Below are 23,493 nucleotides of genomic sequence, written 5' to 3' on the forward strand. Positions count from 1 at the left end.
TAAACACTACTCATCGCACTTTCCGGCCCTGTAAGCCCCGTGAATAGGCGCTAGACTAGGCGCCTCGGGGGCACTCGGCCATTTCGATTTTCCAGCATTTTCGATAAGCATTACTTATGGATTTCAAGCAACTGCGTTATTTCGTCGCGGTGTATGAAGAAGGCCACGTGGGCCGGGCTGCAGAACGCCTGTCGATCTCCCAGCCGGCCTTGTCGCAACAGATCCGCCAGCTCGAACAGAACCTCGACGTGAGCCTGTTCGAACGCAGCAGCAAGCGCCTGCTGCCGACCCTCGCCGCCCACACGTTGTACAACCACGCCCTGCCTTTGCTCGATGGCATGCAGCAGGCCGTGGAAGCCTTGCGCAACTTCAAGGGCCAGGCGTTGCGTACCTTGGCGATCGGCGTGCTGCAAACCGTGCACACCAGCCTGGTACCACAGATGCTGGAACGGGTGCGCAAGGCCCAACCGCACCTGGTCGTACAAATCTACGAGTTGACCGGCATGGAGATCGAACGCCGGCTGCTCAACGGCTCGCTCGACATCGGCATCAGCTACCTGCCGCCGCGCCAGCCGGGGTTGCACGGTGTGCTGTTGTATGAAGATGAACTCAAGGTGGTCATCCCGTCTGACCACCCGCTGCGGGAATTCAAGAAAGTCTCCTTGAAGCAAGCCGCCGAGCTACCGATGTTGCTGCTGGGGGAAGAGTTTCAGGTACGGCAGATCTGGCAAGGGCAACTGGCCAACCTGGGCCGCCGTCCGCAAGTGCAGGCAGAGTTGAATACGATGGTGGGGATTCTCGACAGCCTGCCCTACACCAAGCTGGCGACGGTGCTGCCCGGACGCTCCCAGGACGAACACAACAGCAAGGCGCTGCTATGGAAACCGTTGAGTGAACCACGGGTGCCGTTGAAAGTGGGATTGGTGTGCCGGGATGTGCAGCGTCAGCAGGCGACGCTGGAATTGTTGCGCACGCTGCTGGAAGACGTGATGAACGCGCCTGTCTGACTTTTTCGCAGGCAAAAGAAAACCCCGCCGAAGCGGGGCTTTGCAGACTGTTTCCCTGACATCCATTTCACTCCGCCTTCCTGGCAGAATCCTACGTGTCCGTGTTGTTGCTTTGCGCTTCCTGCGCGACGTCCATGTGAAGTAGATTATCCGTGGATCCAATGTGGCGATAGAGGACGAATAGCAGCACGTCATGTAAGAGAATGCTTACACGCCCTCCAAGCCCTTAGAACAGTGCTTCATCCAGCAAAAACAGCGATTCGCTACCGGCTTTTACCGAGGCGCTGAGGGACGCGATTCTTGGCAGCAAGCGGGCAAAGTAGAAACGCGCAGTCCCCAGTTTGCTGGCGTAGAAATCTTCCTGAGCCTCTTTGCCCAAGGCTGCCTTGGCCATCAGGGCCCACATGTAGGCATAGGCCATGTAGCCAAACGCATGCAGGTATTCCACCGACGCCGCACCGATTTCATTCGGGTTGGACTTGGCGCGATCCAGCAGCCAGGCGGTCAGCTCATCCAGATCATCCACCGCCGCGTTCAGGGGCTTGGTGAACTCGGCCAGTTCGGCGCCCGCAGTAGCGGTGAAATGGCGGATCTCGTCGGCAAACAGCTTGTAGAACGCCCCGCCACTGCCGACGATCTTGCGTCCCACCAGGTCCAGGGCCTGAATGCCGTTGGTGCCTTCGTAGATCTGGGTGATGCGCACATCACGCACCAGTTGCTCCTGGCCCCACTCGCGAATGTAGCCGTGGCCGCCGAAAATCTGCTGGCCGTGCACCGTGGTTTCCAGGCCCAGGTCAGTCAGGAATGCCTTGGCAACCGGGGTCAGCAAGGCAACCAGGTCGTCTGCACGTTTACGGGTGGTGGCGTCTTCGCTGAACTTGGCGGTGTCCAGCTGCATTGCCACGTAGGTGGAGAAAGCACGACCACCTTCGTTGGAAGCTTTCATGGTCAGCAGCATGCGCCGCACGTCCGGGTGGACGATGATCGGGTCGGCAACCTTGTCCTTGGCTTTCGGACCGGTTGGCGAACGGCTTTGCAGGCGGTCGCGGGCGTATTCGATAGCGTTCTGATAAGAGCGCTCGCCCGAGGCCAGGCCTTGAATACCGACGCCCAGCCGCTCGTAGTTCATCATGGTGAACATCGCCGCCAGACCCCGGTTCGGCTCGCCCACCAGGTAACCCACGGCTTCGTCAAAGTTCATCACGCAGGTCGCGGAAGCCTGGATGCCCATCTTGTGTTCGATGGAGCCACAGGTCACCGGGTTGCGCCCCCCCAGGCTGCCGTCGGCATTGACCATGAACTTGGGCACCAGGAACAGCGAGATGCCCTTGGGCCCCGCCGGTGCGTCCGGCAGCTTGGCCAGCACCAGGTGGATGATGTTCTCGGTGAGGTCGTGCTCGCCACCAGTGATGAAGATCTTGGTACCGCTGACCTTGTAGGAACCGTCTGCCTGAGGCTCGGCCTTGGTCCGAATAATCCCCAGGTCGGTGCCCGCATGAGGCTCGGTCAGGCACATGGAGCCGGCCCACACGCCCGAGTACATATTCGGCAGGTAGGTGGCTTTAAGTTCTTCGCTGGCGTGGGTGTTGATCGACACGCAGGCGCCGGACGTCAGCATCGGGTACAGGCCAAAGGCCAGGCCCGAGGAGTTGATCATCTCTTCAACCTGGGCCGACACCGCCTTGGGCATGCCCATGCCGCCGTAGGTCGGGTCGCCGCCCACACCCACCCAACCGCCTTCGGCGTAGGTTTTGTAGGCGTCCTTGAAGCCGGCCGGGGTGAAGACCGCGCCATTCTCCCAGCGGCAACCTTCTTCGTCGCCGCCACGGCTAAGCGGGGCGACGGTCTTGGAGGTGACTTTGCCGGCTTCTTCGAGGATTGCCTCTACGGTCTCGGCGTCGACGGTCTCCGCCAACGCTGGCAGTTGGGCCCAGAGTTTGGCGACCTCGAAAACTTCGTTGAGGACGAAGCGCATATCGCGCAGCGGCGCTTTGTAGTCAGCCATGGCAAACCTCGTGAGAACTTTAGCGTTATTCGGGTGGGGTCAGTTTTACAGACCCCGAGTGTAACCGAACAACTTTTGTGACACATAGGGTCTGCTTGTGACCAACAAGTATTTTACGGTCACTAAAGCGCAAACAGCTCCGCCGGCAGACTCATCAGGCACTCACTCCCCGCCTCCACCGCCGCCCGATGCGCGCGCGTACGTGGCAGCAGACGCTTGAAGTAGAACTCGCAGGTGGCCAGCTTGCCCCGGGCGTAATCGGCATCACCCTTGCCGCTTTCCAACTGCTCTTGTGCCACCAGCGCCATCCGCAGCCACAAGTAGGCGAGGATGATATAGCCGCTGTACATCAAGTAATCCAAGGCTGCAGCGCCGACTTCATCGGGGTTTTTCATGGCTGCCATGCCGACCTTGACCGTCAGTTCGCCCCATTGCTGGTTCAACTCGTTGAGTTGCGCCACGTGGGCCTTGAGTTGCGGATGCTCGGCATTGGCCGCGCAGAACTTGTGGACGATCTTGGTAAAACCACGCAGCAGCTTGCCCTGGCTACCGAGCACCTTGCGCCCGAGCAAATCCAGCGCCTGGATGCCATTGGTCCCTTCATAGATCGGCGCAATCCGGCAGTCCCGCACCAACTGCTCCATGCCCCACTCACGAATAAAGCCATGGCCACCGAACACCTGCATGCCGTGGTTAGTCACCTCCAGCCCGGTTTCGGTCATGAAGGCTTTACAGATCGGCGTAAGGAAGGCCAACAGGTCTTCAGCTTCCTGCCGCTGACCTTCGTCGTCGCTCAAGTGCGCGGTGTCGAGCAACTGCGCGGAGAAGTAGGTCAACGCCCGGTTACCCTCGTTGAAGGCTTTCATGGTCAGCAACATGCGCCGCACATCCGGGTGGACGATGATTGGGTCGGCGGCTTTTTCCGGGGCCTTGGCGCCGGTAAGCGAGCGCATCTGCAAGCGGTCGTTGGCGTACTTGATCGCGCCCTGGAAGCTCGCTTCACCCAGGCAAAGGCCCTGCATGCCGGTGCCCAGGCGTGCATGGTTCATCATGGTGAACATGCAGTTCAGGCCTTTGTTCGCCTCACCGATCAGGAAGCCCCGGGCGCCATCGAAGTTCAGCACACAGGTGGCCGAAGCCTTGATGCCCATCTTGTGTTCGATCGAGCCGCAAGCCATCGCATTGCGTTCACCCGAGTCGGCGTGGAACTTAGGCACGATAAACAGCGAAATGCCCTTGGTCCCGGCCGGCGCGTCCGGCAGCTTGGCCAGCACCAGGTGGATGATGTTTTCGCTCATGTCGTGCTCGCCGGCCGAGATGAAAATCTTGCTGCCGGTGATCGCGTAGCTACCATCTGCCTGAGGCACGGCGCGGGTCTTGATCAGCCCCAGGTCGGTGCCGCAATGGGCTTCGGTCAGGCACATGGTGCCGGTCCACTGGCCGGCGGTAAGTTTGCTCAGGTAGGTGTTTTTCTGTTCTTCAGTGCCATGGGCACGGATCGCCGACATCGCACCGTGGGTCAAGCCGGGGTACATGCCCCAGGACGTATTGCTGGAGGAGATCATCTCCGCGAGTACCAGGCCGAGGGACATTGGCAAGCCCTGCCCGCCGTAGGCCGGGTCTGCCGCCAAACCGTGCCAGCCGCCTTCCACGTACTGCGCGAAGGCTTCCTTGAAGCCCTTCGGCGTGGTCACCACACCGTTGTCGAAATGGCAGCCCTCTTCATCGCCGGAGCGGTTCAGCGGCGAGAGGACGTTTTCACAGAACTTGGCGCCCTCTTCGAGGATCGCGCCCACCATGTCCGGGCTGGCGTCAGTCGCACCCAGCGCCGCGTAGTGGCTGTGGAAATCAAAGACGTGATCGATCAGAAAGCGCATGTCGCGCAGGGGAGCTTTATAGTCAGGCATGGCAATGTCTCCGGCAGCAGATACCTTCAACCTACTGCCCCACAGCCCACCGGACAATCACTGTAGGGCCGCTGAATACACCGCCATCACTCAACCGGCAGCGCTGTCCATACGTACCGCGCCGCGGCGGGTCTGCCCCGAAGCGACCACGCAGTTACGCCCTGCGCCCTTGGCGTTGTACAGCGCCTGGTCGGCAGATTTGAGCACTTCTTCAGGGCTGCGCTGCTCGGCCTGGCGCTCGGCGACGCCGATGCTGACCGTCACCGACACGCTGGACGCGCCACTGCCTGCACGTCGTTGCCGGCCTTGCTGGTCGTCGTTGGGACGATCGGGGTTACGCAACTTGATGTCGTAGTTGGCGATGATTTCGCGGATCTCTTCCAGGTGCGGCAGGCATTCATCCAGGGTCTTGCCGGCGAACACCACGGCAAACTCTTCGCCGCCATACCGATAAGCCCGGCCTCCGCCGTTGACCTTGGACAGCTTGCTGGCCACCAGGCGCAGTACCTGGTCGCCCACGTCGTGCCCATGGGTGTCGTTGAAGCGCTTGAAGTGATCAACGTCGCCCATGGCCAGCACGTAGTTGCGCCCCAGCCGCTGCATGCGTTCGTTGAGCGCGCGCCGGCCCGGCAGCCCGGTCAGCTCGTCACGGAAGGCCATTTGATAAGCCTCGTGGGCCACACCGGCGGCAATCATCAGCATCACCTGGCTGCACATGATGTTCAGGGTGAACGGCAGGATGAAGGTCTGCGGCAACATCCAGAACAACCCCAGCAAGCCCACCAGTTGCGCGGCGTGCAGTGGCCTTGGCTGGTACCAGTACTGCGCGGCCAACGTCACAAAGCCAATCAGGAACATCGGGTATGACAACTGGATCAGGCTCATCCAGCGGCCATGCAAGGCGGGCCAGCGAATCTCGGCCAACCAGCTCAACACGGCCTGGGGGAAACTTTGCTCAAGGGCCAACGCCACGCTGCCGACCGCAAACAACACCGCGCATCGTGCGATGAAGTCGCGAAACAGGTGGGTTTTTTCCTGCCAGAGCGCATAGATGCTGAACAGCAGCGGCAACAACAGGCAGCACAGATGGAAGACCACTGCCGCGTCTTCCCGAACATGGCCGTGGTCGCGGTAATAATCGGTCTGGGTGTCCAGCAGGAAGTAGACCACGTACACCGTGATCATCAGGAACAGCTCGCGCTGGCGGCGATAGACCGCGCAGTACGAACCGCCCAGCAGCAACACGAGGGTCGGCAGCACATTGAACAGTGAGGTGAAGAACACATTGAGGTCCTTCACGTACGCAGCCGAGAGCCCCGCCATCAGCAACAGCAGTGAAGGTAAAAAATGACTGAACCGTAAAGCAGACACGCGTGGCAAGGGTAAAGCTCCGACCCACTAAAAAGATGGCACAGTGCCTTCACTGATCACAGTTAAGCACATTCGATGTGATGCGTATCACATTGCCATCACTTTAACGGCCGAGCGGCGCAATCCCTGAGTGCTGCGCTGTGGTTTTTTATTGAGTGGCGTGGAGCGGGACGCAGAGCATCCCAGGCTGCATTCCCACGCGGAGCATGGGAACAAAAAAAAGCCGCCGCTCCCGAAGGAGCGGCGGCGTTTGAAATGAACTCGCCGAGGCTTAGTAGCCCAGGTCGAAGTTCTCTTCTTTCATGTCCATCAGGTTGTTGGCGCCCGACAGCATGGTTGCAACGTGGGTGCGGGTCCGCGGCAGGATGCGCTGGAAGTAGAAGCGCGCAGTCTGCAGCTTGGCGGTGTAGAAGCCTTCTTCGGTAGTGCCGGCAGCCAGTTTCTCGGCGGCCAGGCGAGCCATGTCAGCCCAGAAGTAGGCCAGGCAGGCGTAGCCGGAGTACATCAGGTAATCCACCGAGGCGGCGCCGACTTCTTCACGGTCCTTCATGGCTGCCATGCCGACCTTCATGGTCAACTCGCCCCACTCTTTGTTCAGTGCCGCCAGCGGTGCAACGAATTCTTGTACCGCTTCGTTGCCTTCGTTGGCCTGGCAGAACTTGTGGACGATCTTGGTGAAGCCCTTCAGCGCTTCGCCTTGGGTCATCAGCACTTTACGGCCCAGCAGGTCGAGGGCCTGGATGCCGGTGGTGCCTTCGTACAGCATCGAAATACGGCTGTCGCGAACGTTCTGCTCCATGCCCCACTCGGCGATGAAACCGTGGCCGCCGTAGATTTGCACGCCGTGGTTGGCGGCCTCAAAACCGACTTCGGTCATGAACGCCTTGGCGATCGGGGTCATGAACGCCAGCAGTGCATCAGCCTGTTTCTTGGCTTCGTCGTCGGTGCCGTACTTGACCACGTCAACCTGCTTGGCGGTGAAGTACACCATCGCGCGGTTGCCTTCGGCGAAGGCTTTCATGGTCAGCAGCATGCGGCGCACGTCAGGGTGCACGATGATCGGGTCGGCCGCCTTGTCCGGCGCTTTCGGGCCAGTCAGGGAGCGCATTTGCAGGCGGTCGCGAGCATATTTCAGGCCGCCCTGGAAGCCGATTTCAGCGTGGGACAAACCTTGCAGCGCGGTACCCAGGCGAGCGGTGTTCATAAAGGTGAACATGCAGTTCAGGCCTTTGTTCGCCGGGCCGATCAGGAAACCGGTGGCCGCGTCGAAGTTCATCACGCAGGTGGCGTTGCCGTGGATGCCCATCTTGTGTTCCAGGGAACCACAGGACACCGCGTTGCGCTCGCCAATCGAGCCGTCAGCGTTCGGTACGAACTTGGGAACGATGAACAGCGAAATGCCTTTGGTGCCAGCCGGCGCGTCCGGCAGGCGAGCCAGCACGATGTGGACGATGTTGTCGGCCATATCGTGTTCGCCGGCCGAGATGAAGATCTTGGTGCCGGAAACCTTGTAGGAGCCATCCGCCTGAGGCTCGGCCTTGGTGCGCAGCATGCCCAGGTCGGTGCCGCAGTGCGGTTCGGTCAGGCACATGGTGCCGGTCCACTCGCCCGACACCAGTTTGGTCAGGTAAGCCTCTTGCTGTTCCGGGGTGCCGTGCTCGGAAATGGTGTTCATCGCGCCATGGGACAGACCGGGGTACATGCCCCACGACCAGTTGGCTTCGCCGACCATTTCGCTGACTGCCAGGCCCAGGGACTCCGGCAGGCCTTGGCCACCGTGCGCCACGTCGTGGGCTAGGCTTGGCCAGCCGCCTTCAACGAACTGTTTGTAGGCTTCTTTGAAACCGGTAGGGGTCTTAACGCCTGACTCGCTCCAGGTGCAACCTTCGATGTCACCCACGCGGTTCAGCGGTGCCAGTACCTGCTCACAGAACTTGGCACCTTCTTCGAGAATGGCGTCAACCATGTCCGGGGTAGCGTCCTGGCAAGCCGGCAGGCTCTGATAGTGCGCTTCATAGCCGAGCAGTTCGTCACGAACGAAGCGAATATCACGCAAGGGGGCCTTGTAGTCAGGCATAGCGATAAACCTCTGCTGATGTATCTGGGATGAACAACCGCGTGGATTGCTGTAGCGGTCAAACAGTTGTTTGAAACATACGTTTACGACCAATCCTTGTCAAGCGTCGTGCAAATGCCGTTTGTCATGACGCAGGTCAACGTCAGGCACGGCAAGGCCTGCAGCGAAATGCCGCATGACGATTCAGGGTGAAAAAAGATTATTGAGCGGTGAAGATCAATGTGGGAGCTGGCTTGCCTGCGATGCGGGCGCCGCGGTGTATCAGGAGGATCGAGGTGACCCTATCGCAGGCAAGCCAGCTCCCACAGAGAAGCCAGCTCGCGCCATAAGAGGGGGGGGGTTATGCGTAGGTGTCGATCAACGTACCGAGCATTTCGTCGGAAGCCTTGGCGACTTTGGCGCCCAGCTCGACCTGGAACTTGCCTTGGGCCATCTCGACCATATTGCTCGCCGAGTTGCTGGCCTGATTGGCCTCTACCGAACGCAAACGATCATTTTGCGCGTCCGAAGGCTGGGTAGTGGCGGCGCTGGCGATCTTGCCGGCGGCCTGGTCGACACGGTTCTGCCCGGTCTGAATGGCGCTCAGTCCCGAGTAAAACGCACTGCTACCAGAGATTTCCATGGCGTGAACCTGCCTGAAAGAGAATCGTGAAACCTCATTGAAGCAGACATACCGGCAAAAGGCCCGTTAAAAACACTAATGGCATAATGCCTTATTGATAGGCAAAACTAGTCAAGCAGGTCCAGTTGCAAGTACTCGGCGACCGCTTCGGCGCTGGGATGCTTGAGCTTGGGCACCCTTCCCAGGCATGGCGCGGGGAGTCGCTCCGCCAGGGTCGCGAGGTTTTCTTCCAGACGAGAGGTCTTCGGATCGATGATATTCGCCACCCAGCCTGCCAGCGGCAAACCGTCCCGGGCGATGGCTTCGGCGGTCAGCAACGCGTGACTGATACAACCCAGTCGCACACCCACCACCAGAATCACCGGCAACTTCAGCGCCTGGGCCAGGTCCGACAGATTGTCCTGATCCGCCAAGGGCACACGCCAACCGCCCGCGCCTTCAATCAAGGTGAAGTCTGCCTGCTTGGCCAGCACATGCTGCATCGGCTTCAACAACGACTGCACCGTCAGTGCCACACCGGCTTCGCGGGCTGCCAGATGCGGCGCGATGGCCGGCTCGAACGCCACCGGATTGACCTCGGCATAGGTCAAGGGCAGCGAACACTCGGCCAGCAACGCCAGGGCATCCGAATTGCGCAGGCCCTTGGGCGTCAGTTGGCAACCCGAGGCCACCGGTTTGCCCGCGGCGGTACTTTTGCCGGCTTGCCGCGCGGCATGCAGCAGGCCGGCGGCGATGGTGGTCTTGCCGACATCAGTGTCGGTCCCCGTGATGAAGTAAGCGGCATTCATAGAGGTTTCTCCAGGACGGCGTACACCACTTGATAAGTCGCCGGCAGGCCCTGGGCCTGGCGGAACTGCTCGTAGGCTTGCACCAGTGCAACAATCCGCGCCCGGCCCGTCAAGCCTCCGGGGCGCCCCGGGTTCAGATTGTGCGCACCCAATGCTTTCAGTTCGTGGGTCAGGCTGCGCACGTCGGGGTAGTGCAACACGTGGGGACGCTGCTCCAGGCTACGCACCTGCAAGCCGCTGGCCGCGCACAACTGCTCATAAGCACTGAACGGCCGGAAGCGGTTCACATGAACCATGCCATCCGCCGCGCGCCAGCTTTCGCGCAACTCATCCAGCGTACCCACGCACAGGCTGGCAAACGCCAGCACACCGCCGGGCTGCAACACACGACGCGCTTCACTGAGCACAGCTGCAAAATCCGAGCACCACTGCACCGCCAAGCTGGAGTAAATCAGCCCGCAACTGGCGTCCTGCAACGGCAAGCGCTCGGCATCGCCAGCGACAAAGTGCTGCGCGCCGCCCAAGGGCCGGGCGTGGTTGAGCATGCCCTCGGCGATATCCAGGGCCAAACCCTGGCTATCCGGAAATGACTGGCCCAGTACACGACTGAAATAGCCCGTGCCACTGCCCAGGTCCAGCCAGCGCTGTGGAGAAAGACCTTCGGGCAAACGCCGCAACAGCTCGCTGCCCACCGCACGCTGCAACTCGGCAACGCTGTCGTAACTGGCGGCGGCGCGGGAAAAGGAGGCCGCTACCTGACGCTTGTCTGGCAAGCCGCCGGGCAGCACATGGGACAAATCAGTCATCACCGCACTCATGCAAAAAAGCCTGGATGGCCCCCGCCACACCGTGGGGGTCCTCCAGTAGAAAAGCGTGACCGGCCTGTTCAATCAGGCCGATTTCAACATCGGGCAACAACGTCAGCAGATCACTGGCTGCCTCGGCGGGCACCAGGCCGTCCATGCCGGCAAACAGATGCAATTGCGGGCCGCGAAAAGCCAGCAACGCCTCACGGGTATCCAGTTGAGCGAGTAACTCAAGGCCCGTCATCAAGACCGGCGAAGGCGTATTCGGCGCCCCGCTGACCAACAACCGCGCCAGCCCACGAGGGTCTTCCGCGCCCTTGGCGCACAGCAGGCCGAAGCGCTTGAGCGTGACCTGGGAATCGGCATTGCACCCGGCGAGAAACGCATCGAAGGTTTCGCCGGGCATTGCGCTCGGCCAGCCATCATGGGCGACAAAACACGGGTTACTGGCCAAGGTCACCAGACCACAGCAACGATCACCCCGGCGCGCTGCAAGCGCCGAAGCCAACATCCCGCCGAGGGACCAGCCGCCCAGCCAGGCGTTGTCCGGCAGGCTGGCGTCCAGTTCGTCGAGCCATTCGTCGAGGTCGCTGGTGGCCAACACCGGCAAGGGTTCGATGTGCACCCGCAAGTGTTCATCCAGCCCTTGCAACGCCGCCGCCAGCGGTTCCAGCGGTGACACGCCAAGGCCCCAACCCGGCAGCAATACCAGTCGATCACGCATGGTCGGGCTCCTGGCCTAACAAGCGGAAACACGCTTCCAATGCGTTTAACAATAGCTGCACCTGGGCTTCGCTGTGGGCCGCCGTCAGGGTTACCCGCAGGCGAGCGCTGCCGGCTGGCACGGTCGGTGGCCGGATCGCCGTCACCATCAGCCCACGCTCACGCAACATCTGCGACAAACGCACGGCACGGGCACTGTCGCCAATCATGATCGGCTGGATCGGCGTGAAACTGTCCATCAGCTCCAGGCCAATCTGCTCGGCACCCTGGCGGAATTGGCGGATCAGCCCATTCAAATGCTCCCGCCGCCAATGCTCGGTGCGCAGCAATTCCAGGCTTTTCAGCGTGGCGCAGGCCAGTGCCGGCGGTTGGCTGGTGGTGTAGATATACGGGCGGGCGAACTGGATCAGGCTTTCGATCAGCTCTTCGCTGCCCGCCACAAATGCGCCGGCGGTACCGAAGGCCTTGCCCAGGGTGCCTACCAGCACCGGCACGTCTTCCTGGCTCAAACCGAAATGCTCGACGATGCCACCACCGTTGGCGCCCAAAGGCCCGAAGCCATGGGCGTCATCCACCATCAGCCATGCGCCCTTGGCCCGGGTTTCACGGGCCAGCGCCGGCAGGTCAGCCAGGTCGCCGTCCATGCTGAACACGCCGTCGGTGACCACCAGCGTATTGCCCGTGGCCTTCTCCAGGCGCTTGGCCAGACTGGCCGCGTCGTTGTGCAGGTAACGATTGAAGCGTGCACCGGAGAGCAAACCGGCATCCAGCAGCGAGGCATGGTTGAGACGGTCTTCCAGCACCGTATCGCCCTGCCCCACCAGCGCCGTGACCGCGCCGAGGTTGGCCATATAACCGGTGGTGAACAACAGCGCCCGCGGGCGGCCAGTCAGGTCGGCCAAGGCTTCTTCCAGTTCATGGTGCGGCGTGCTGTGGCCAATCACCAGATGCGAAGCGCCGCCACCGACACCCCAGCGAGCAGCGCCCGCGCGCCAGGCTTCAATCACTTGCGGGTGATTGGCCAGGCCCAGGTAATCGTTATTGCAGAACGCCAGCAACGGCTGGCCATCGACCACCACGTCAGGGCCTTGAGGGCTCTGCAGCAATGGACGTTGGCGATACAGGTGTTCGGCACGACGAGCCGCAAGACGCGCGGCGAGATCGAAAGACATGAGACCTCGGTAGATCAGGATGAACGCAGTCAAAAATGTGGGAGCGGGCTTGCTCGCGAAAGCAGTGGATCAGTCAGCTTATGTATTGGCTGACACACCGCCTTCGCGAGCAAGCCCGCTCCCACATTTGGATGGCATTCCAAAGTGGACTTATCAAACAGCCGCGTTATAGAACTGCTCGCTGCTCTTCTGCTCCACCAGCGCCTGCTCGATCGCCGCCTGGTGCACTTCGTCGGCGTGCTCTTCGCGGGCTTCCGGCAGGATGCCCAGCCGCGAGAACAGTTGCATGTCCTTGTCCGCCTGCGGGTTGGCGGTGGTCAGCAGTTTGTCGCCGTAGAAAATCGAGTTGGCACCGGCAAAAAACGCCAGGGCCTGCATCTGCTCGTTCATCGCCTCACGCCCGGCCGACAGCCGCACATGGGACTGCGGCATCAGAATGCGCGCCACTGCCAGCATGCGGATGAAGTCGAACGGGTCGATGTCGTCGGCGTTTTCCAACGGCGTGCCGGCAACCTTCACCAGCATGTTGATCGGCACCGATTCCGGATGCTCCGGCAGGTTGGCCAACTGGATCAGCAGGTTGGCGCGGTCGTCCAGGGACTCGCCCATGCCGAGGATGCCGCCGGAGCAGATCTTCATCCCCGAATCACGCACGTAGGCCAGGGTTTGCAAACGCTCGGCGTAGGTGCGGGTAGTGATGATCGAACCGTAGAACTCCGGCGACGTGTCGAGGTTGTGGTTGTAGTAATCGAGACCAGCCTGGGCCAGGGCTTCGGTCTGGTCCTGGTCGAGGCGGCCGAGGGTCATGCAGGTTTCCAGGCCCATGGCTTTCACACCTTTGACCATCTCCAGCACGTAGGGCATGTCTTTGGCCGACGGGTGTTTCCAGGCGGCGCCCATGCAGAAGCGGGTCGAACCGATGGCCTTGGCGCGGGCGGCCTCTTCGAGGACCTTCTGCACTTCCATCAGCTTCTCTTTTTCCAGGCCCGTGTTGTAGTGGCCCGACTGCGGACAATATTTGCAATCTTCCGGGCAGGCGCCGGTCTTGATCGACAGCAGCGTGGAAACCTGGACGCGGTTGGCGTCGAAATGCGCGCGGTGCACGGTCTGCGCCTGGAACAACAGGTCGTTGAAGGGCTGCACGAACAACGCTTTGACTTCGGCTAAAGACCAATCGTGACGCAGGTTGGCAGTGATGCTGGCGCTCATGGGCGATTCCTTGATTATGCTTTGGCAAGCCCTGCGGAAAGTAATACCCACAGGCACGACACGGATGCTCGGCATATTTAAGGAAGATTCATGCACTGTCAACTCGATAAGAAACACGAGGTTTACATCTGGTTAAAAAGCAACCAAACCTGTTTAGTCTGTGATGAAAGCAGCGAAACCGCCCATTCCATCTGCAACACCTGCGAAACCGAACTGCCCTGGTTGATGGATCATTGCGAAGTGTGCGCGCTGCCGTTGCCCATGTCGGGCCTGGTGTGCGGCCAATGCCTGAAGCGACCACCAGCGTTTAAACAGGTGGTTGCACCCTGGACCTACAGCTTTCCCATCGACAGCCTGATCAGCCGCTTCAAGCATCAGGCCCGATGGCCGCTGGGCCATTTGCTGGCGCACCTGCTGGGGCAGTTTCTGCAACACCGTTATGACGATGCGCAGCTGACGCGCCCCGACTGCCTGCTGCCCGTGCCCCTGGCTCGCAAACGTCTGCGGGAACGAGGCTACAACCAAGCGGAAATGCTTGCGCGCTGGCTGAGCAAGGACCTGAACATTGCCTACGATGAGCATCTGCTGTTACGGCCTCATGAAACGGTGGCGCAACAGGACCTGGACGCCAAGACCCGCCAGCGCAACCTGCTCCAAGCCTTTGCCTTGGCGGACGGTGCGCAAATCAAAGGCCGACACCTGGCGCTGATCGATGACGTACTCACCACCGGCGCCACCGCCAACAGCCTGGCCCGCCTATTGACGGACGCCGGCGCCCGACAGGTGGATGTGTATTGCCTGGCCCGCACGCCCAAGCCCGGCACATGACTTGACTCCAAGGCGCCCTGCCCGCAACGTCTGCCCATTCCATCGAAGCGTGTCCCCATGTCCCTGCCAACCCTCTTGAGCCAACACATCGTCCGCCGCCCCCAACGCATTGCGTTGCTGCAACACATTGCCGAACAGGGCTCCATCACCCGCGCGGCAAAGAGCGCGGGCTTGAGCTACAAGGCCGCGTGGGACGCCATCGACGAGCTGAACAACCTGGCGCAAAAGCCCCTGGTGGAACGCAGTGTCGGCGGCAAGGGCGGTGGCGGCGCCAAGCTGACGGCAGAAGGCGAACGGGTATTGCGCCTCTACCAGCGTCTGCAAGTGCTGCAAGCCCAGGTGCTGGATTCCGCCGAAGACGCCAGCGACTTCAACCTGCTGGGCCGCCTGATGCTGCGCACCAGCGCGCGCAATCAGTTGCACGGCAAGGTCATGGCCATCGACAGCCATGGCCGCAACGACCTGATTCGCCTGGAACTGGCCGGCGGGCTGAGCCTGGATGCACAGATCACCCACGACAGTACTTTGCATCTGGAGCTGGAGACCGGCACCGAGGTGGTGGCCCTGATCAAGGCTGGCTGGCTTGAAGTGCTGGCCGCCTCGCAGTCAGCAACACCTGGACACAATTGCCTGGGAGGAAAAATCGAGGCGATTCTCGACGCCGATGATGGCCCCAGCGAAGTCCGTATCACTTTGCCCAATGGCCAGGTTTTGTGTGCCCTGGCCCGGCCCGACGCACTTGTGCAGATCAATGCCACCGAAGGCAGGCAGGTGAAGGTGCAGTTCTCCCCCAGCAACGTGCTGCTGGGCACCCCGGTGTAACGCTTCAAACTGCAACAATTTCGTCACGACCGCTCCCTAAGGTGTCTGCAAAAACCCGCAGGGAGCCTGAAATGAGCCTATTAGAAGAAAACCAAGCCACCGACCTGGAACAGATGGTCGGCCTCACCCGCCGGCGTTTTATCGGCGCCGGCGCACTGTGCGGTGCGGCGATGTTCCTCGGCGGCAACCTGCTGACCCGCAGCGCCCTGGCCGTCAACGCCGCGTCGAACAGCCCATTGCTGGGTTTCACCAGCATCGCCGCAGCCACCAGCGACACCATCACCCTGCCGCCCGGCTACAGCGCCTCGGTACTGATCAGCTGGGGCCAGCCGCTGCACAAGAACGCGCCGGCCTTCGACCCCAGCGGCAACGGCACCGCCAAGGCCCAGGAACAACAGTTCGGCGACAACAACGACGGCATGAGCCTGTTTGCCTTCCCCGGTGACGACAACCGCGCGCTGATGGCGATCAACAACGAATACACCAACTATCGCTACCTCTACGCCCACGGCGGCGCCCCGCAATCGGCAGAAGACGTGCGCAAGGCGCTGGCCAGCGAAGGTGTGTCAGTGATTGAAGTACGGCGTAAAGGTGACACCTGGCAGTTCGTCCAGGACTCGCGCTACAACCGGCGTATCCACGGCAACTCGCCGATCCGCTTTGGCGGCCCCGCAGCGGGCCATGCCTGGCTGAAAACCAGCGCCGACAAAACCGGCAAGAAAGTCCTCGGCACCTTCCAGAACTGCGCCAACGGCAAGACCCCGTGGGGCACCTACCTGACCTGCGAAGAGAACTTCACCGACTGCTTCGGCAGCAGCAACCCGCAACAGACCTTCGACGCCGGGCAGAAACGCTACGGCGTAGTGGCCGCCAGCAAAGACATCAACTGGCACCCCCACGACCCGCGCTTCGACCTGGCCAAGAACCCCAACGAACTCAACCGCCATGGCTGGGTGGTGGAAATCGACCCGTTCGACCCCCAATCCACGCCGGTCAAACGCACCGCCCTGGGCCGCTTCAAGCACGAAAACGCCGCCCTGGCGGAAACCCGCGACGGCCGCGCCGTGGTGTACATGGGCGACGACGAACGCGGCGAGTTCATCTACAAGTTCATCAGCCGCGACAAGATCAATCACAAGAACCCCAAGGCCAACAAAGACCTGCTGGACCACGGCACCTTGTACGTGGCGATTTTCGACGCGGGCGACGGCAATGCCGACCATCCCAAGGGCCAGGGCCAATGGGTCGAACTGGCCTACGGCAAGAACGGCATCGACGCCAACAGCGGTTTCGCCAGCCAGGCCGAAGTGCTGATCCACGCACGCCTGGCCGCCAGCGTGGTGAAAGCCACCCGCATGGACCGCCCGGAATGGATCGTGGTCAGCCCCACCGACGGCCAGGTGTATTGCACCCTGACCAACAACGCCAAGCGCGGCGAAGACGGTCAGCCCGTCGGCGGCCCGAACCCGCGGGAGAAAAACGTCTACGGGCAGATCCTGCGCTGGAAGGCCAACGCCAACGACCATGGCGCGCCGGACTTCAGCTGGGACCTGTTTGTGGTGGCCGGCAACCCGGCGGTGCATGCCGGGACGCCAAAGGGCGGCTCGTCCAACATCAACCCGCAGAACATGTTCAACAGCCCGGATGGGCTGGGCTTCGACAAGGCCGGGCGGTTGTGGATCCTGACCGATGGCGACTACAGCAACGGTGGCGACTTTGCCGGCATGGGTAACAACCAGATGCTGTGTGCCGACCCGTCGACCGGTGAAATTCGCCGGTTCATGGTAGGGCCGGTGGCCTGTGAAGTGACCGGGATCAGCTTCTCGCCAGACCAGAAAACCCTGTTCGTGGGGATTCAGCATCCTGGGGAAACCGGTGGTTCGACCTGGCCGGAGCACCTGCCGAATGGCAAGCCACGGTCCTCGGTGATGGCGATTCGTCGGGATGATGGCGGGATCGTCGGCGCCTGATAAGGCCTCTTCGCGAGCAAGCCCGCTCCCACATTAAACCGAGTCCTGGCTTTGGAATGCGGTCAAATGTGGGAGCGGGCTTGCTCGCGAAGGCATCAGAACAGTCACCACCTATCCAACCCTGGGTGCGTTACCATACCCGGCCGGACGCGGCGCCCTGCTGCGCGCAGGAGTTCGCATGGCACACCCGTTTGAAACACTGACCCCTGACCTGGTGCTCGACGCTGTCGAAAGCATCGGTTTCCTCAGCGACGCCCGCATCCTCGCGCTCAACAGCTACGAAAACCGTGTGTACCAGGTCGGCATCGAAGACTCCGAGCCGTTGATCGCCAAGTTCTACCGGCCTCAGCGCTGGACCAACGAAGCGATCCTCGAAGAACACAGCTTCACCTTCGAACTGGCCGAGTGCGACGTGCCGGTGGTGGCGCCGATGATTCACAACGGCGAAAGCCTGTTCGAACACGCCGGCTTCCGCTTCACCCTGTTCCCGCGCCGGGGTGGCCGCGCGCCAGAGCCGGGCAACCTCGATCAGTTGTATCGCCTGGGCCAATTGCTCGGCCGCCTGCACGCGGTCGGTTCCACCCGCCCCTTCGAACACCGCGAAGCCCTGGGCGTGAAGAATTTCGGTCACGACTCCCTGAACACCCTGCTGGAAGGCAATTTCATTCCTCGCAGCCTGCTGCCGGCCTACGAGTCCGTCGCCCGCGACCTGCTCAAGCGTGTGGAAGAGGTCTACAAGGCCACGCCCCACAAGAACATCCGCATGCACGGTGATTGCCACCCCGGCAACATGATGTGCCGCGACGAGATGTTCCACATCGTCGACCTCGACGACTGCCGCATGGGCCCTGCCGTTCAAGACCTGTGGATGATGCTCGCCGGTGACCGTCAGGAATGCCTGGGGCAGCTGTCGGAACTGATGGACGGCTACCAGGAATTCCACGACTTCGACCCGCGCGAACTGGCCCTGATCGAACCGCTGCGCGCCCTGCGCCTGATGCACTACAGCGCCTGGCTCGCGCGGCGCTGGGACGACCCGGCATTCCCCCACAGCTTCCCGTGGTTTGGCAGCGAACGTTACTGGGGCGACCAGGTGCTGGCATTGCGTGAACAGTTGTCGGCGCTCAACGAAGAACCGTTGAAGCTGTTCTGATCCCTGCCGTCTGGGCCCTGACCTTGGGCCCTACACTTTCAACACACATCCGCTGACAAATATCCTTACAATCGCGGCTTTGTTAGCTGCCTAAGCAAGGATTCTGCATGCAAGCCGCCAACCCCCGTCGCGGGTACATTTTGGGCCTGAGTGCCTACGTCATCTGGGGCCTGTTCCCGATCTACTTCAAGGCCATCGCCAGCGTTCCCGCCGCAGAAATCATCGTCAACCGTGTGCTGTGGTCGGCACTGTTCGGCAGTTTGCTGCTGGTGGTCTGGAAACACCCGGGCTGGCTCCGAGAACTGCGGGACAACCCCAAGCGCCTGGCGATCCTCGCCCTGAGCGGCACCTTGATCGCGGCCAACTGGCTGACCTACGTGTGGTCGGTGAACAGTGGCCGCATGCTCGAGGCCAGTCTCGGTTACTACATCAACCCGCTGGTGAACGTGCTGCTGGGCATGGTGATCCTGGGCGAGCGCCTGCGCCGCCTGCAATGGGTGGCCGTGGGCCTGGCGGCAGTGGGCGTGGCACAACAGGTGTGGCAGGTCGGCAGCTTGCCGTGGGTGTCCCTGGTCCTGGCAGCCACCTTCGGTTTCTATGGCTTGATCCGCAAGCAGGCGCCGGTCAAGGCGCTGCCCGGGCTGGTGGTGGAAACCTGGATGCTGGTGCCGATTGCCATCGCGTGGCTGCTGTTCAACCCGTCCGCCCACAGTGCGCAGATGGCGTTCTGGAGCACGTCCGAAGCGTGGTGGCTGGTGGCCGCTGGCCCGGTGACACTGATCCCGCTGGTGTGTTTCAACGCAGCCGCGCGGCATTTGCCTTACACCGCCCTCGGCTTCCTGCAATACGTGGCGCCGACCCTGGTGCTGCTGGAAGCGGTGCTGTTGTTCAACGAACACCTGGCGCCGGCCACGTTGATCGCTTTCTGCTTTATCTGGGCCGGCCTGGTGGTTTACAGCCTCGACGCCTGGCTGACCGTACGGAAAAACTGATCAAATAACGAACAACCCCCTGCAAGCCACAGCCGGCGTGGCTTGCAGGCGTTCACCCCAAGGTTATCCACAGCCTGATCCCCGGCGTTTGTGCACAAGCCCTTGAAACTGTTCGTTTTTTGCTCAGCCAGCGAAGAGCCGCGGCCCGCCTGGGCTGGGCGCGGGTCTCTACAGGTTATCCACAGGCCCATGCAAGATTTCCATGCATAACCTTGTGGGCAACTATTCCTCGCTGCGCAGCTCCAGTTCCACCATCAGGTCGTCTGCCAGGGTTTCCAATGCCGCCTGCAAAGTTTCCAACGGCAGTGTCAAAGGCACCGCCAGCAAGGCTTCGGCATGGAACAGCAGGTCGCTGCTCATGGGGGCCGGTCGCACGTCGGTGATCAAACGCTCCAGGTTGACGCCCTGCTTGCTGAGCAGCGCGGTGATGTCGCGAACAATCCCCGGCCGGTCATTGCCCACCAGCGCCATCGCGATCGGTTGCGACTCACTGGCAGCGACCGAGCTGCTTTCGCCCAGCAGCACGCGAATGCCGTGGGTGGACAAGTCTTCCAGCGCACCTATCAAATCCAGACGATTTTCCGCCGGCACACTCACCCGTAAGATCCCGGCAAACTGTCCAGCCATGTGCGCCATGCGGCTTTCCAGCCAGTTGCCGCCGTGGGACGCGATGCATTGGGCGATGCGTTCGACCACGCCAGGTTTGTCCGGGGCGATGACAGTCAGTACCAGATGGTCCATGGTGTCGTCCTCTTCTTATGAAAATCAGGTAGGAACCAGGCGTTCCCCTCGTACCTACCAAGGTGGACTCAGGTAGCCACGAAAACAAATCGTGTACCATTTTTATATTTATCTGGAACAATCCAATAGTTTTTTGAGAACATCCCGTACCCCACTGTGACCGTACGACCAAAGTGGGTCGCTAAACGACGTATTTAGTCTAATTTTCACAACCGCAACTCATCATGTAGTATGCCCAATCGCGCACTACATAACGTTAGGTCGATGTCTGCCAAGGCAACCACGCACCGCGACGCAGCCCGCCCAGCCGCCTTCAACGGCATGTACTGGTGCAGCGTGTTCACGGTTTACATGGCCAGAGGCTTCATTGGTAAATTGAAAAGCTGAAAAGCGCATAAGCTCCGCAGAGTGAGGCAAGCAATGACTGAACACGTTCAAGTCGGTGGCCTGCAGGTCGCCAAAGTCCTGTTCGACTTCGTGAACAACGAAGCCATTCCTGGTTCCGGCATTACCGCCGACCAGTTCTGGGCCGGTGCCGACAAGGTCATCCACGACCTGGCGCCGAAGAACAAAGCCCTACTCGCCAAACGCGACGATTTTCAAGCGCGGATCGACACCTGGCACCAGGCACACGCCGGCCAGGCCCACGACGCGGTGGCCTACAAAGCCTTCCTTCAAGATATCGGATACCTGCTGCCAGAAGCCGCGGATTTCCAGGCCTCGACCCAAAACGTCGATGAAGAAATTGCCCACATGGCCGGCCCGCAGTTGGTGGTGCCGGTGATGAACGCCCGTTTCGCCCTCAACGCCTCGAATGCGCGCTGGGGTTCGCTGTATGACGCGCTGTATGGCACCGATGCCATCAGCGAAGCCGACGGCGCCGAGAAAGGCAAAGGCTACAACAAGGTGCGTGGCGACAAGGTCATCGCCTTCGCCCGCGCCTTCCTCGACGAAGCCGCGCCACTGGCAGCCGGTAGCCACGTGGACTCCACTGGCTACAAGATCGTCGACGGCAAGCTGGTGGTCAGCCTCAAGGGCGGCAGCAACAGCGGCCTGCGTAGCGATGCGCAGTTGATCGGCTACCAGGGCGACGCTGCCAAGCCGACTGCCATCCTGCTCAAGCACAACGGCCTGCACTTCGAAATCCAGATCGACGCCAGCACCCCGGTCGGCCAGACCGATGCCGCCGGCGTGAAGGACGTGCTGATGGAGGCCGCCCTGACCACCATCATGGACTGCGAAGACTCCGTCGCCGCCGTCGATGCTGATGACAAGGTGGTGATCTACCGCAACTGGCTCGGCCTGATGAAGGGCGACCTGTCGGAAGAAGTCGCCAAGGGTGGCAAGACCTTTACCCGCACCATGAACGCCGACCGCGTCTACACCGGCGCCGACGGTAAGGAAGTGACCCTGCACGGTCGTTCGCTGCTGTTCGTGCGCAACGTTGGCCACTTGATGACCATCGACGCGATCCTCGACAAAGACGGCAACGAAGTGCCGGAAGGCATTCTCGACGGCCTGCTCACCAGCCTGTCGGCGATCCACAGCCTCAACGGCAACACCAGCCGCAAGAACAGCCGTACAGGTTCGGTGTACATCGTTAAACCGAAGATGCACGGCCCGGAAGAAGCCGCGTTCACCAACGAGCTGTTCGGTCGCATCGAAGACGTGCTGAAGCTGCCACGCAACACCCTCAAAGTCGGGATCATGGACGAGGAGCGCCGCACCACGGTCAACCTCAAGGCCTGCATCAAGGCGGCCAGTGAGCGCGTGGTGTTTATCAACACCGGCTTCCTCGACCGTACCGGCGACGAAATCCACACCTCCATGGAAGCGGGCGCGATGGTGCGCAAGGCCGCCATGAAGGCTGAGAAATGGATCGGCGCCTACGAAAACTGGAACGTCGATATCGGCTTGAGCACCGGCCTGCAAGGCCGCGCACAAATCGGTAAAGGCATGTGGGCGATGCCCGACCTGATGGCCGCCATGCTCGAGCAGAAAATTGCCCACCCGCTGGCCGGTGCCAACACGGCGTGGGTTCCTTCGCCAACGGCGGCTGCGCTGCACGCGCTGCACTATCACAAGGTTGACGTATTCGCCCGCCAGGCCGAGTTGGCCAAGCGCGAACGCGCGTCGGTGGACGATATCCTGACCATTCCTCTGGCCCAGAATACCGATTGGTCTGACGAAGAAATCCGCAACGAACTGGACAACAACGCCCAGGGCATCCTCGGTTACGTGGTGCGCTGGATCGACCAGGGCGTGGGTTGTTCGAAAGTGCCGGACATCAATGACGTTGGCCTGATGGAAGACCGCGCCACCCTGCGTATCTCCAGCCAGCACATCGCCAACTGGCTGCGCCATGGCATCGTCAATGAAGCCCAGGTGATGGAAAGCCTCAAGCGCATGGCGCCGGTGGTGGACCGTCAGAACGCCGGTGACGCGCTGTATCGCCCGCTGGCTCCGGATTTCGACAGCAACATCGCATTCCAGGCAGCGGTGGAGTTGGTGATTGAAGGGACCAAGCAACCGAACGGGTACACCGAGCCGGTGTTGCACCGTCGGCGTCGGGAGTTCAAGGCCAAGAATGGTCTGTGAGTAAGCGCTAGAAACGAAAAAGCCCTGATCTTTCGATCAGGGCTTTTTTTTGGGAACGGGGTTTTACTGCGCCATCCCCAACTCCCGCTTCACCATCTTCGCCAGCTTCGCGCTATCAATGGGCTTGAGCAAAAAATCCACCACGCTCAAATGCATCGCATCAATCACATCCGGCGCTTCAGCGTCCCCCGACATGATGATGATCGGCAGCGCCGCCCGGTGGGATTCGCGTACCTGGCGAATCAGTTGCAGCCCGTTGCTCGGTGCCATGCGCAGGTCGGTGATCAGTAAGCCAATGGAGCTGCTGGAGCTCAACAAGTCCCATGCCGCCTCGCCGCTGTCGGCGGTCATGCAGCGAATACCGTCCAAGCCAAGAATTTCCGCCAACAGTTCACGCGCGTCCTTGTCGTCATCCACGATCAAAACCCGTTGTGGCGGTAAATCAGGCTCCTGCATAACCGCGCTCAGGGCCTCGCGCTCGGCGTCACTCAAAATATCGTGGTCGGACATACGTTTCTCGGCAGTTCTAAACAATCTCCCAGCACAGAAGTCAGACATCGCCGGAGGGGCGAACAATGTGCACTTCGTCGGAAAGTTTGCCTAGTGGGCGTTCTACGGGGTTTGGACGATATTCATGTAAGGTTTTTCCCTAGTCAGTGAGGGCGAATCGCTACCTAGACTTACGTCCAATGGGCACCCGCA

Annotated in this window: 19 protein-coding genes; 7 read left to right on the top strand and 12 right to left on the bottom strand. The window is 61.2% G+C overall.

Features of this window, described 5'->3' with window-relative positions; all coding sequences use genetic code 11:
* Window positions 1-116 precede the first annotated feature (116 nt).
* A complete protein-coding gene (locus LIY45_RS03280) occupies window positions 117-1,007 on the top strand; it encodes a LysR family transcriptional regulator (RefSeq protein ID WP_063026719.1) in 891 nt (296 codons plus the stop codon).
* Between the two features lie 226 nt (window positions 1,008-1,233).
* On the opposite strand, the gene LIY45_RS03285 is transcribed toward LIY45_RS03280, so the two are convergent.
* From LIY45_RS03285 to bioB, 10 genes are all read right to left on the bottom strand, one after another.
* On the bottom strand, window positions 1,234-3,012 hold the full coding sequence (locus tag LIY45_RS03285) for an acyl-CoA dehydrogenase C-terminal domain-containing protein (RefSeq protein WP_226475318.1): 1,779 nt from the start codon (window positions 3,010-3,012) through the stop codon (window positions 1,234-1,236).
* Window positions 3,013-3,134: 122 nt separating this feature from the next.
* A complete protein-coding gene (locus LIY45_RS03290; protein WP_226475319.1) occupies window positions 3,135-4,919 on the bottom strand; it encodes an acyl-CoA dehydrogenase C-terminal domain-containing protein in 1,785 nt (594 codons plus the stop codon).
* A 90-nt stretch (window positions 4,920-5,009) separates the two neighbouring features.
* Window positions 5,010-6,299 (bottom strand): GGDEF domain-containing protein, encoded by a 1,290-nt coding sequence (locus LIY45_RS03295; RefSeq protein WP_026077836.1) that lies wholly within the window; start codon window positions 6,297-6,299, stop codon window positions 5,010-5,012.
* 262 nt (window positions 6,300-6,561) lie between these two features.
* Window positions 6,562-8,367, bottom strand: coding sequence for a phenylacyl-CoA dehydrogenase (locus LIY45_RS03300; protein ID WP_008434376.1), 1,806 nt, complete (start codon window positions 8,365-8,367; stop codon window positions 6,562-6,564).
* A gap of 340 nt (window positions 8,368-8,707) precedes the next feature.
* A complete protein-coding gene (locus LIY45_RS03305) occupies window positions 8,708-8,989 on the bottom strand; it encodes a hypothetical protein (protein ID WP_017476386.1) in 282 nt (93 codons plus the stop codon).
* Between the two features lie 107 nt (window positions 8,990-9,096).
* The gene (bioD, locus tag LIY45_RS03310) at window positions 9,097-9,777 is read right to left on the bottom strand and encodes a dethiobiotin synthase (RefSeq protein WP_226475320.1); all 681 of its coding nucleotides are present in this window, start codon (window positions 9,775-9,777) and stop codon (window positions 9,097-9,099) included.
* Window positions 9,774-10,583: a malonyl-ACP O-methyltransferase BioC gene (bioC, locus tag LIY45_RS03315; RefSeq protein WP_226475321.1), complete on the bottom strand. Its 810-nt coding sequence runs from the start codon at window positions 10,581-10,583 to the stop codon at window positions 9,774-9,776. Before bioC ends, bioD begins: the two co-directional genes overlap by 4 nt.
* The gene (locus LIY45_RS03320) at window positions 10,576-11,307 is read right to left on the bottom strand and encodes an alpha/beta fold hydrolase (protein WP_226475322.1); all 732 of its coding nucleotides are present in this window, start codon (window positions 11,305-11,307) and stop codon (window positions 10,576-10,578) included. Before LIY45_RS03320 ends, bioC begins: the two co-directional genes overlap by 8 nt.
* Window positions 11,300-12,478 (bottom strand): 8-amino-7-oxononanoate synthase, encoded by a 1,179-nt coding sequence (bioF, locus tag LIY45_RS03325; RefSeq protein ID WP_226475323.1) that lies wholly within the window; start codon window positions 12,476-12,478, stop codon window positions 11,300-11,302. The genes LIY45_RS03320 and bioF overlap by 8 nt, the downstream gene beginning before the upstream one ends.
* Before the next feature lie 153 nt (window positions 12,479-12,631).
* Window positions 12,632-13,687: a biotin synthase BioB gene (gene bioB / locus LIY45_RS03330; protein ID WP_063026704.1), complete on the bottom strand. Its 1,056-nt coding sequence runs from the start codon at window positions 13,685-13,687 to the stop codon at window positions 12,632-12,634.
* 90 nt (window positions 13,688-13,777) lie between these two features.
* Here bioB and LIY45_RS03335 point away from each other — a divergent pair, with 90 nt between their 5' ends.
* From LIY45_RS03335 to rarD, 5 genes are all read left to right on the top strand, one after another.
* Window positions 13,778-14,515 (top strand): ComF family protein, encoded by a 738-nt coding sequence (locus LIY45_RS03335; protein WP_226475324.1) that lies wholly within the window; start codon window positions 13,778-13,780, stop codon window positions 14,513-14,515.
* A gap of 57 nt (window positions 14,516-14,572) precedes the next feature.
* The gene (locus LIY45_RS03340; RefSeq protein ID WP_226475325.1) at window positions 14,573-15,337 is read left to right on the top strand and encodes a TOBE domain-containing protein; all 765 of its coding nucleotides are present in this window, start codon (window positions 14,573-14,575) and stop codon (window positions 15,335-15,337) included.
* Between the two features lie 71 nt (window positions 15,338-15,408).
* Entirely contained in the window at window positions 15,409-17,307 is a 1,899-nt protein-coding gene (locus LIY45_RS03345; RefSeq protein WP_226475326.1) for a PhoX family phosphatase, read from the top strand.
* 178 nt (window positions 17,308-17,485) lie between these two features.
* Window positions 17,486-18,460 (top strand): serine/threonine protein kinase, encoded by a 975-nt coding sequence (locus tag LIY45_RS03350; RefSeq protein WP_017476395.1) that lies wholly within the window; start codon window positions 17,486-17,488, stop codon window positions 18,458-18,460.
* 107 nt (window positions 18,461-18,567) lie between these two features.
* Complete coding sequence (gene rarD / locus LIY45_RS03355) at window positions 18,568-19,452, top strand: EamA family transporter RarD (protein WP_226475327.1); 885 nt, start codon at window positions 18,568-18,570, stop codon at window positions 19,450-19,452.
* A 222-nt stretch (window positions 19,453-19,674) separates the two neighbouring features.
* Here rarD and LIY45_RS03360 read toward each other — a convergent pair whose 3' ends face one another.
* Entirely contained in the window at window positions 19,675-20,193 is a 519-nt protein-coding gene (locus LIY45_RS03360) for an ACT domain-containing protein (RefSeq protein ID WP_010167442.1), read from the bottom strand.
* A 420-nt stretch (window positions 20,194-20,613) separates the two neighbouring features.
* Here LIY45_RS03360 and LIY45_RS03365 point away from each other — a divergent pair, with 420 nt between their 5' ends.
* Entirely contained in the window at window positions 20,614-22,791 is a 2,178-nt protein-coding gene (locus LIY45_RS03365) for a malate synthase G (RefSeq protein ID WP_226475329.1), read from the top strand.
* A gap of 63 nt (window positions 22,792-22,854) precedes the next feature.
* On the opposite strand, the gene LIY45_RS03370 is transcribed toward LIY45_RS03365, so the two are convergent.
* Window positions 22,855-23,301 carry a response regulator gene (locus tag LIY45_RS03370; RefSeq protein WP_226475331.1) on the bottom strand — a complete coding sequence of 149 codons (447 nt, stop codon included), beginning with the start codon at window positions 23,299-23,301 and terminating at the stop codon, window positions 22,855-22,857.
* Between the last annotated feature and the right edge of the window lie 192 nt (window positions 23,302-23,493).

Origin of the sequence: Pseudomonas sp. MWU16-30323, from assembly GCF_020515595.1 — a bacterium.
Taxonomy (GTDB): Bacteria; Pseudomonadota; Gammaproteobacteria; order Pseudomonadales; family Pseudomonadaceae; genus Aquipseudomonas; species Aquipseudomonas yamanorum.

Bases quoted from the DNA above. Each gene is read 5' to 3' on its own strand.
- bioB (WP_063026704.1), bottom strand. From the start codon at position 13,687: ATGAGCGCCAGCATCACTGCCAACCTGCGTCACGATTGGTCTTTAGCC.
- LIY45_RS03340 (WP_226475325.1), top strand. From the start codon at position 14,573: ATGTCCCTGCCAACCCTCTTGAGCCAACACATCGTCCGCCGCCCCCAA.
- LIY45_RS03305 (WP_017476386.1), bottom strand. From the start codon at position 8,989: ATGGAAATCTCTGGTAGCAGTGCGTTTTACTCGGGACTGAGCGCCATT.
- bioF (WP_226475323.1), bottom strand. From the start codon at position 12,478: ATGTCTTTCGATCTCGCCGCGCGTCTTGCGGCTCGTCGTGCCGAACAC.
- LIY45_RS03300 (WP_008434376.1), bottom strand. From the start codon at position 8,367: ATGCCTGACTACAAGGCCCCCTTGCGTGATATTCGCTTCGTTCGTGAC.
- LIY45_RS03285 (WP_226475318.1), bottom strand. From the start codon at position 3,012: ATGGCTGACTACAAAGCGCCGCTGCGCGATATGCGCTTCGTCCTCAAC.
- rarD (WP_226475327.1), top strand. From the start codon at position 18,568: ATGCAAGCCGCCAACCCCCGTCGCGGGTACATTTTGGGCCTGAGTGCC.
- LIY45_RS03365 (WP_226475329.1), top strand. From the start codon at position 20,614: ATGACTGAACACGTTCAAGTCGGTGGCCTGCAGGTCGCCAAAGTCCTG.
- LIY45_RS03345 (WP_226475326.1), top strand. From the start codon at position 15,409: ATGAGCCTATTAGAAGAAAACCAAGCCACCGACCTGGAACAGATGGTC.
- LIY45_RS03360 (WP_010167442.1), bottom strand. From the start codon at position 20,193: ATGGACCATCTGGTACTGACTGTCATCGCCCCGGACAAACCTGGCGTG.
- LIY45_RS03335 (WP_226475324.1), top strand. From the start codon at position 13,778: ATGCACTGTCAACTCGATAAGAAACACGAGGTTTACATCTGGTTAAAA.
- LIY45_RS03280 (WP_063026719.1), top strand. From the start codon at position 117: ATGGATTTCAAGCAACTGCGTTATTTCGTCGCGGTGTATGAAGAAGGC.
- LIY45_RS03350 (WP_017476395.1), top strand. From the start codon at position 17,486: ATGGCACACCCGTTTGAAACACTGACCCCTGACCTGGTGCTCGACGCT.
- LIY45_RS03370 (WP_226475331.1), bottom strand. From the start codon at position 23,301: ATGTCCGACCACGATATTTTGAGTGACGCCGAGCGCGAGGCCCTGAGC.
- LIY45_RS03320 (WP_226475322.1), bottom strand. From the start codon at position 11,307: ATGCGTGATCGACTGGTATTGCTGCCGGGTTGGGGCCTTGGCGTGTCA.
- LIY45_RS03290 (WP_226475319.1), bottom strand. From the start codon at position 4,919: ATGCCTGACTATAAAGCTCCCCTGCGCGACATGCGCTTTCTGATCGAT.
- bioD (WP_226475320.1), bottom strand. From the start codon at position 9,777: ATGAATGCCGCTTACTTCATCACGGGGACCGACACTGATGTCGGCAAG.
- bioC (WP_226475321.1), bottom strand. From the start codon at position 10,583: ATGACTGATTTGTCCCATGTGCTGCCCGGCGGCTTGCCAGACAAGCGT.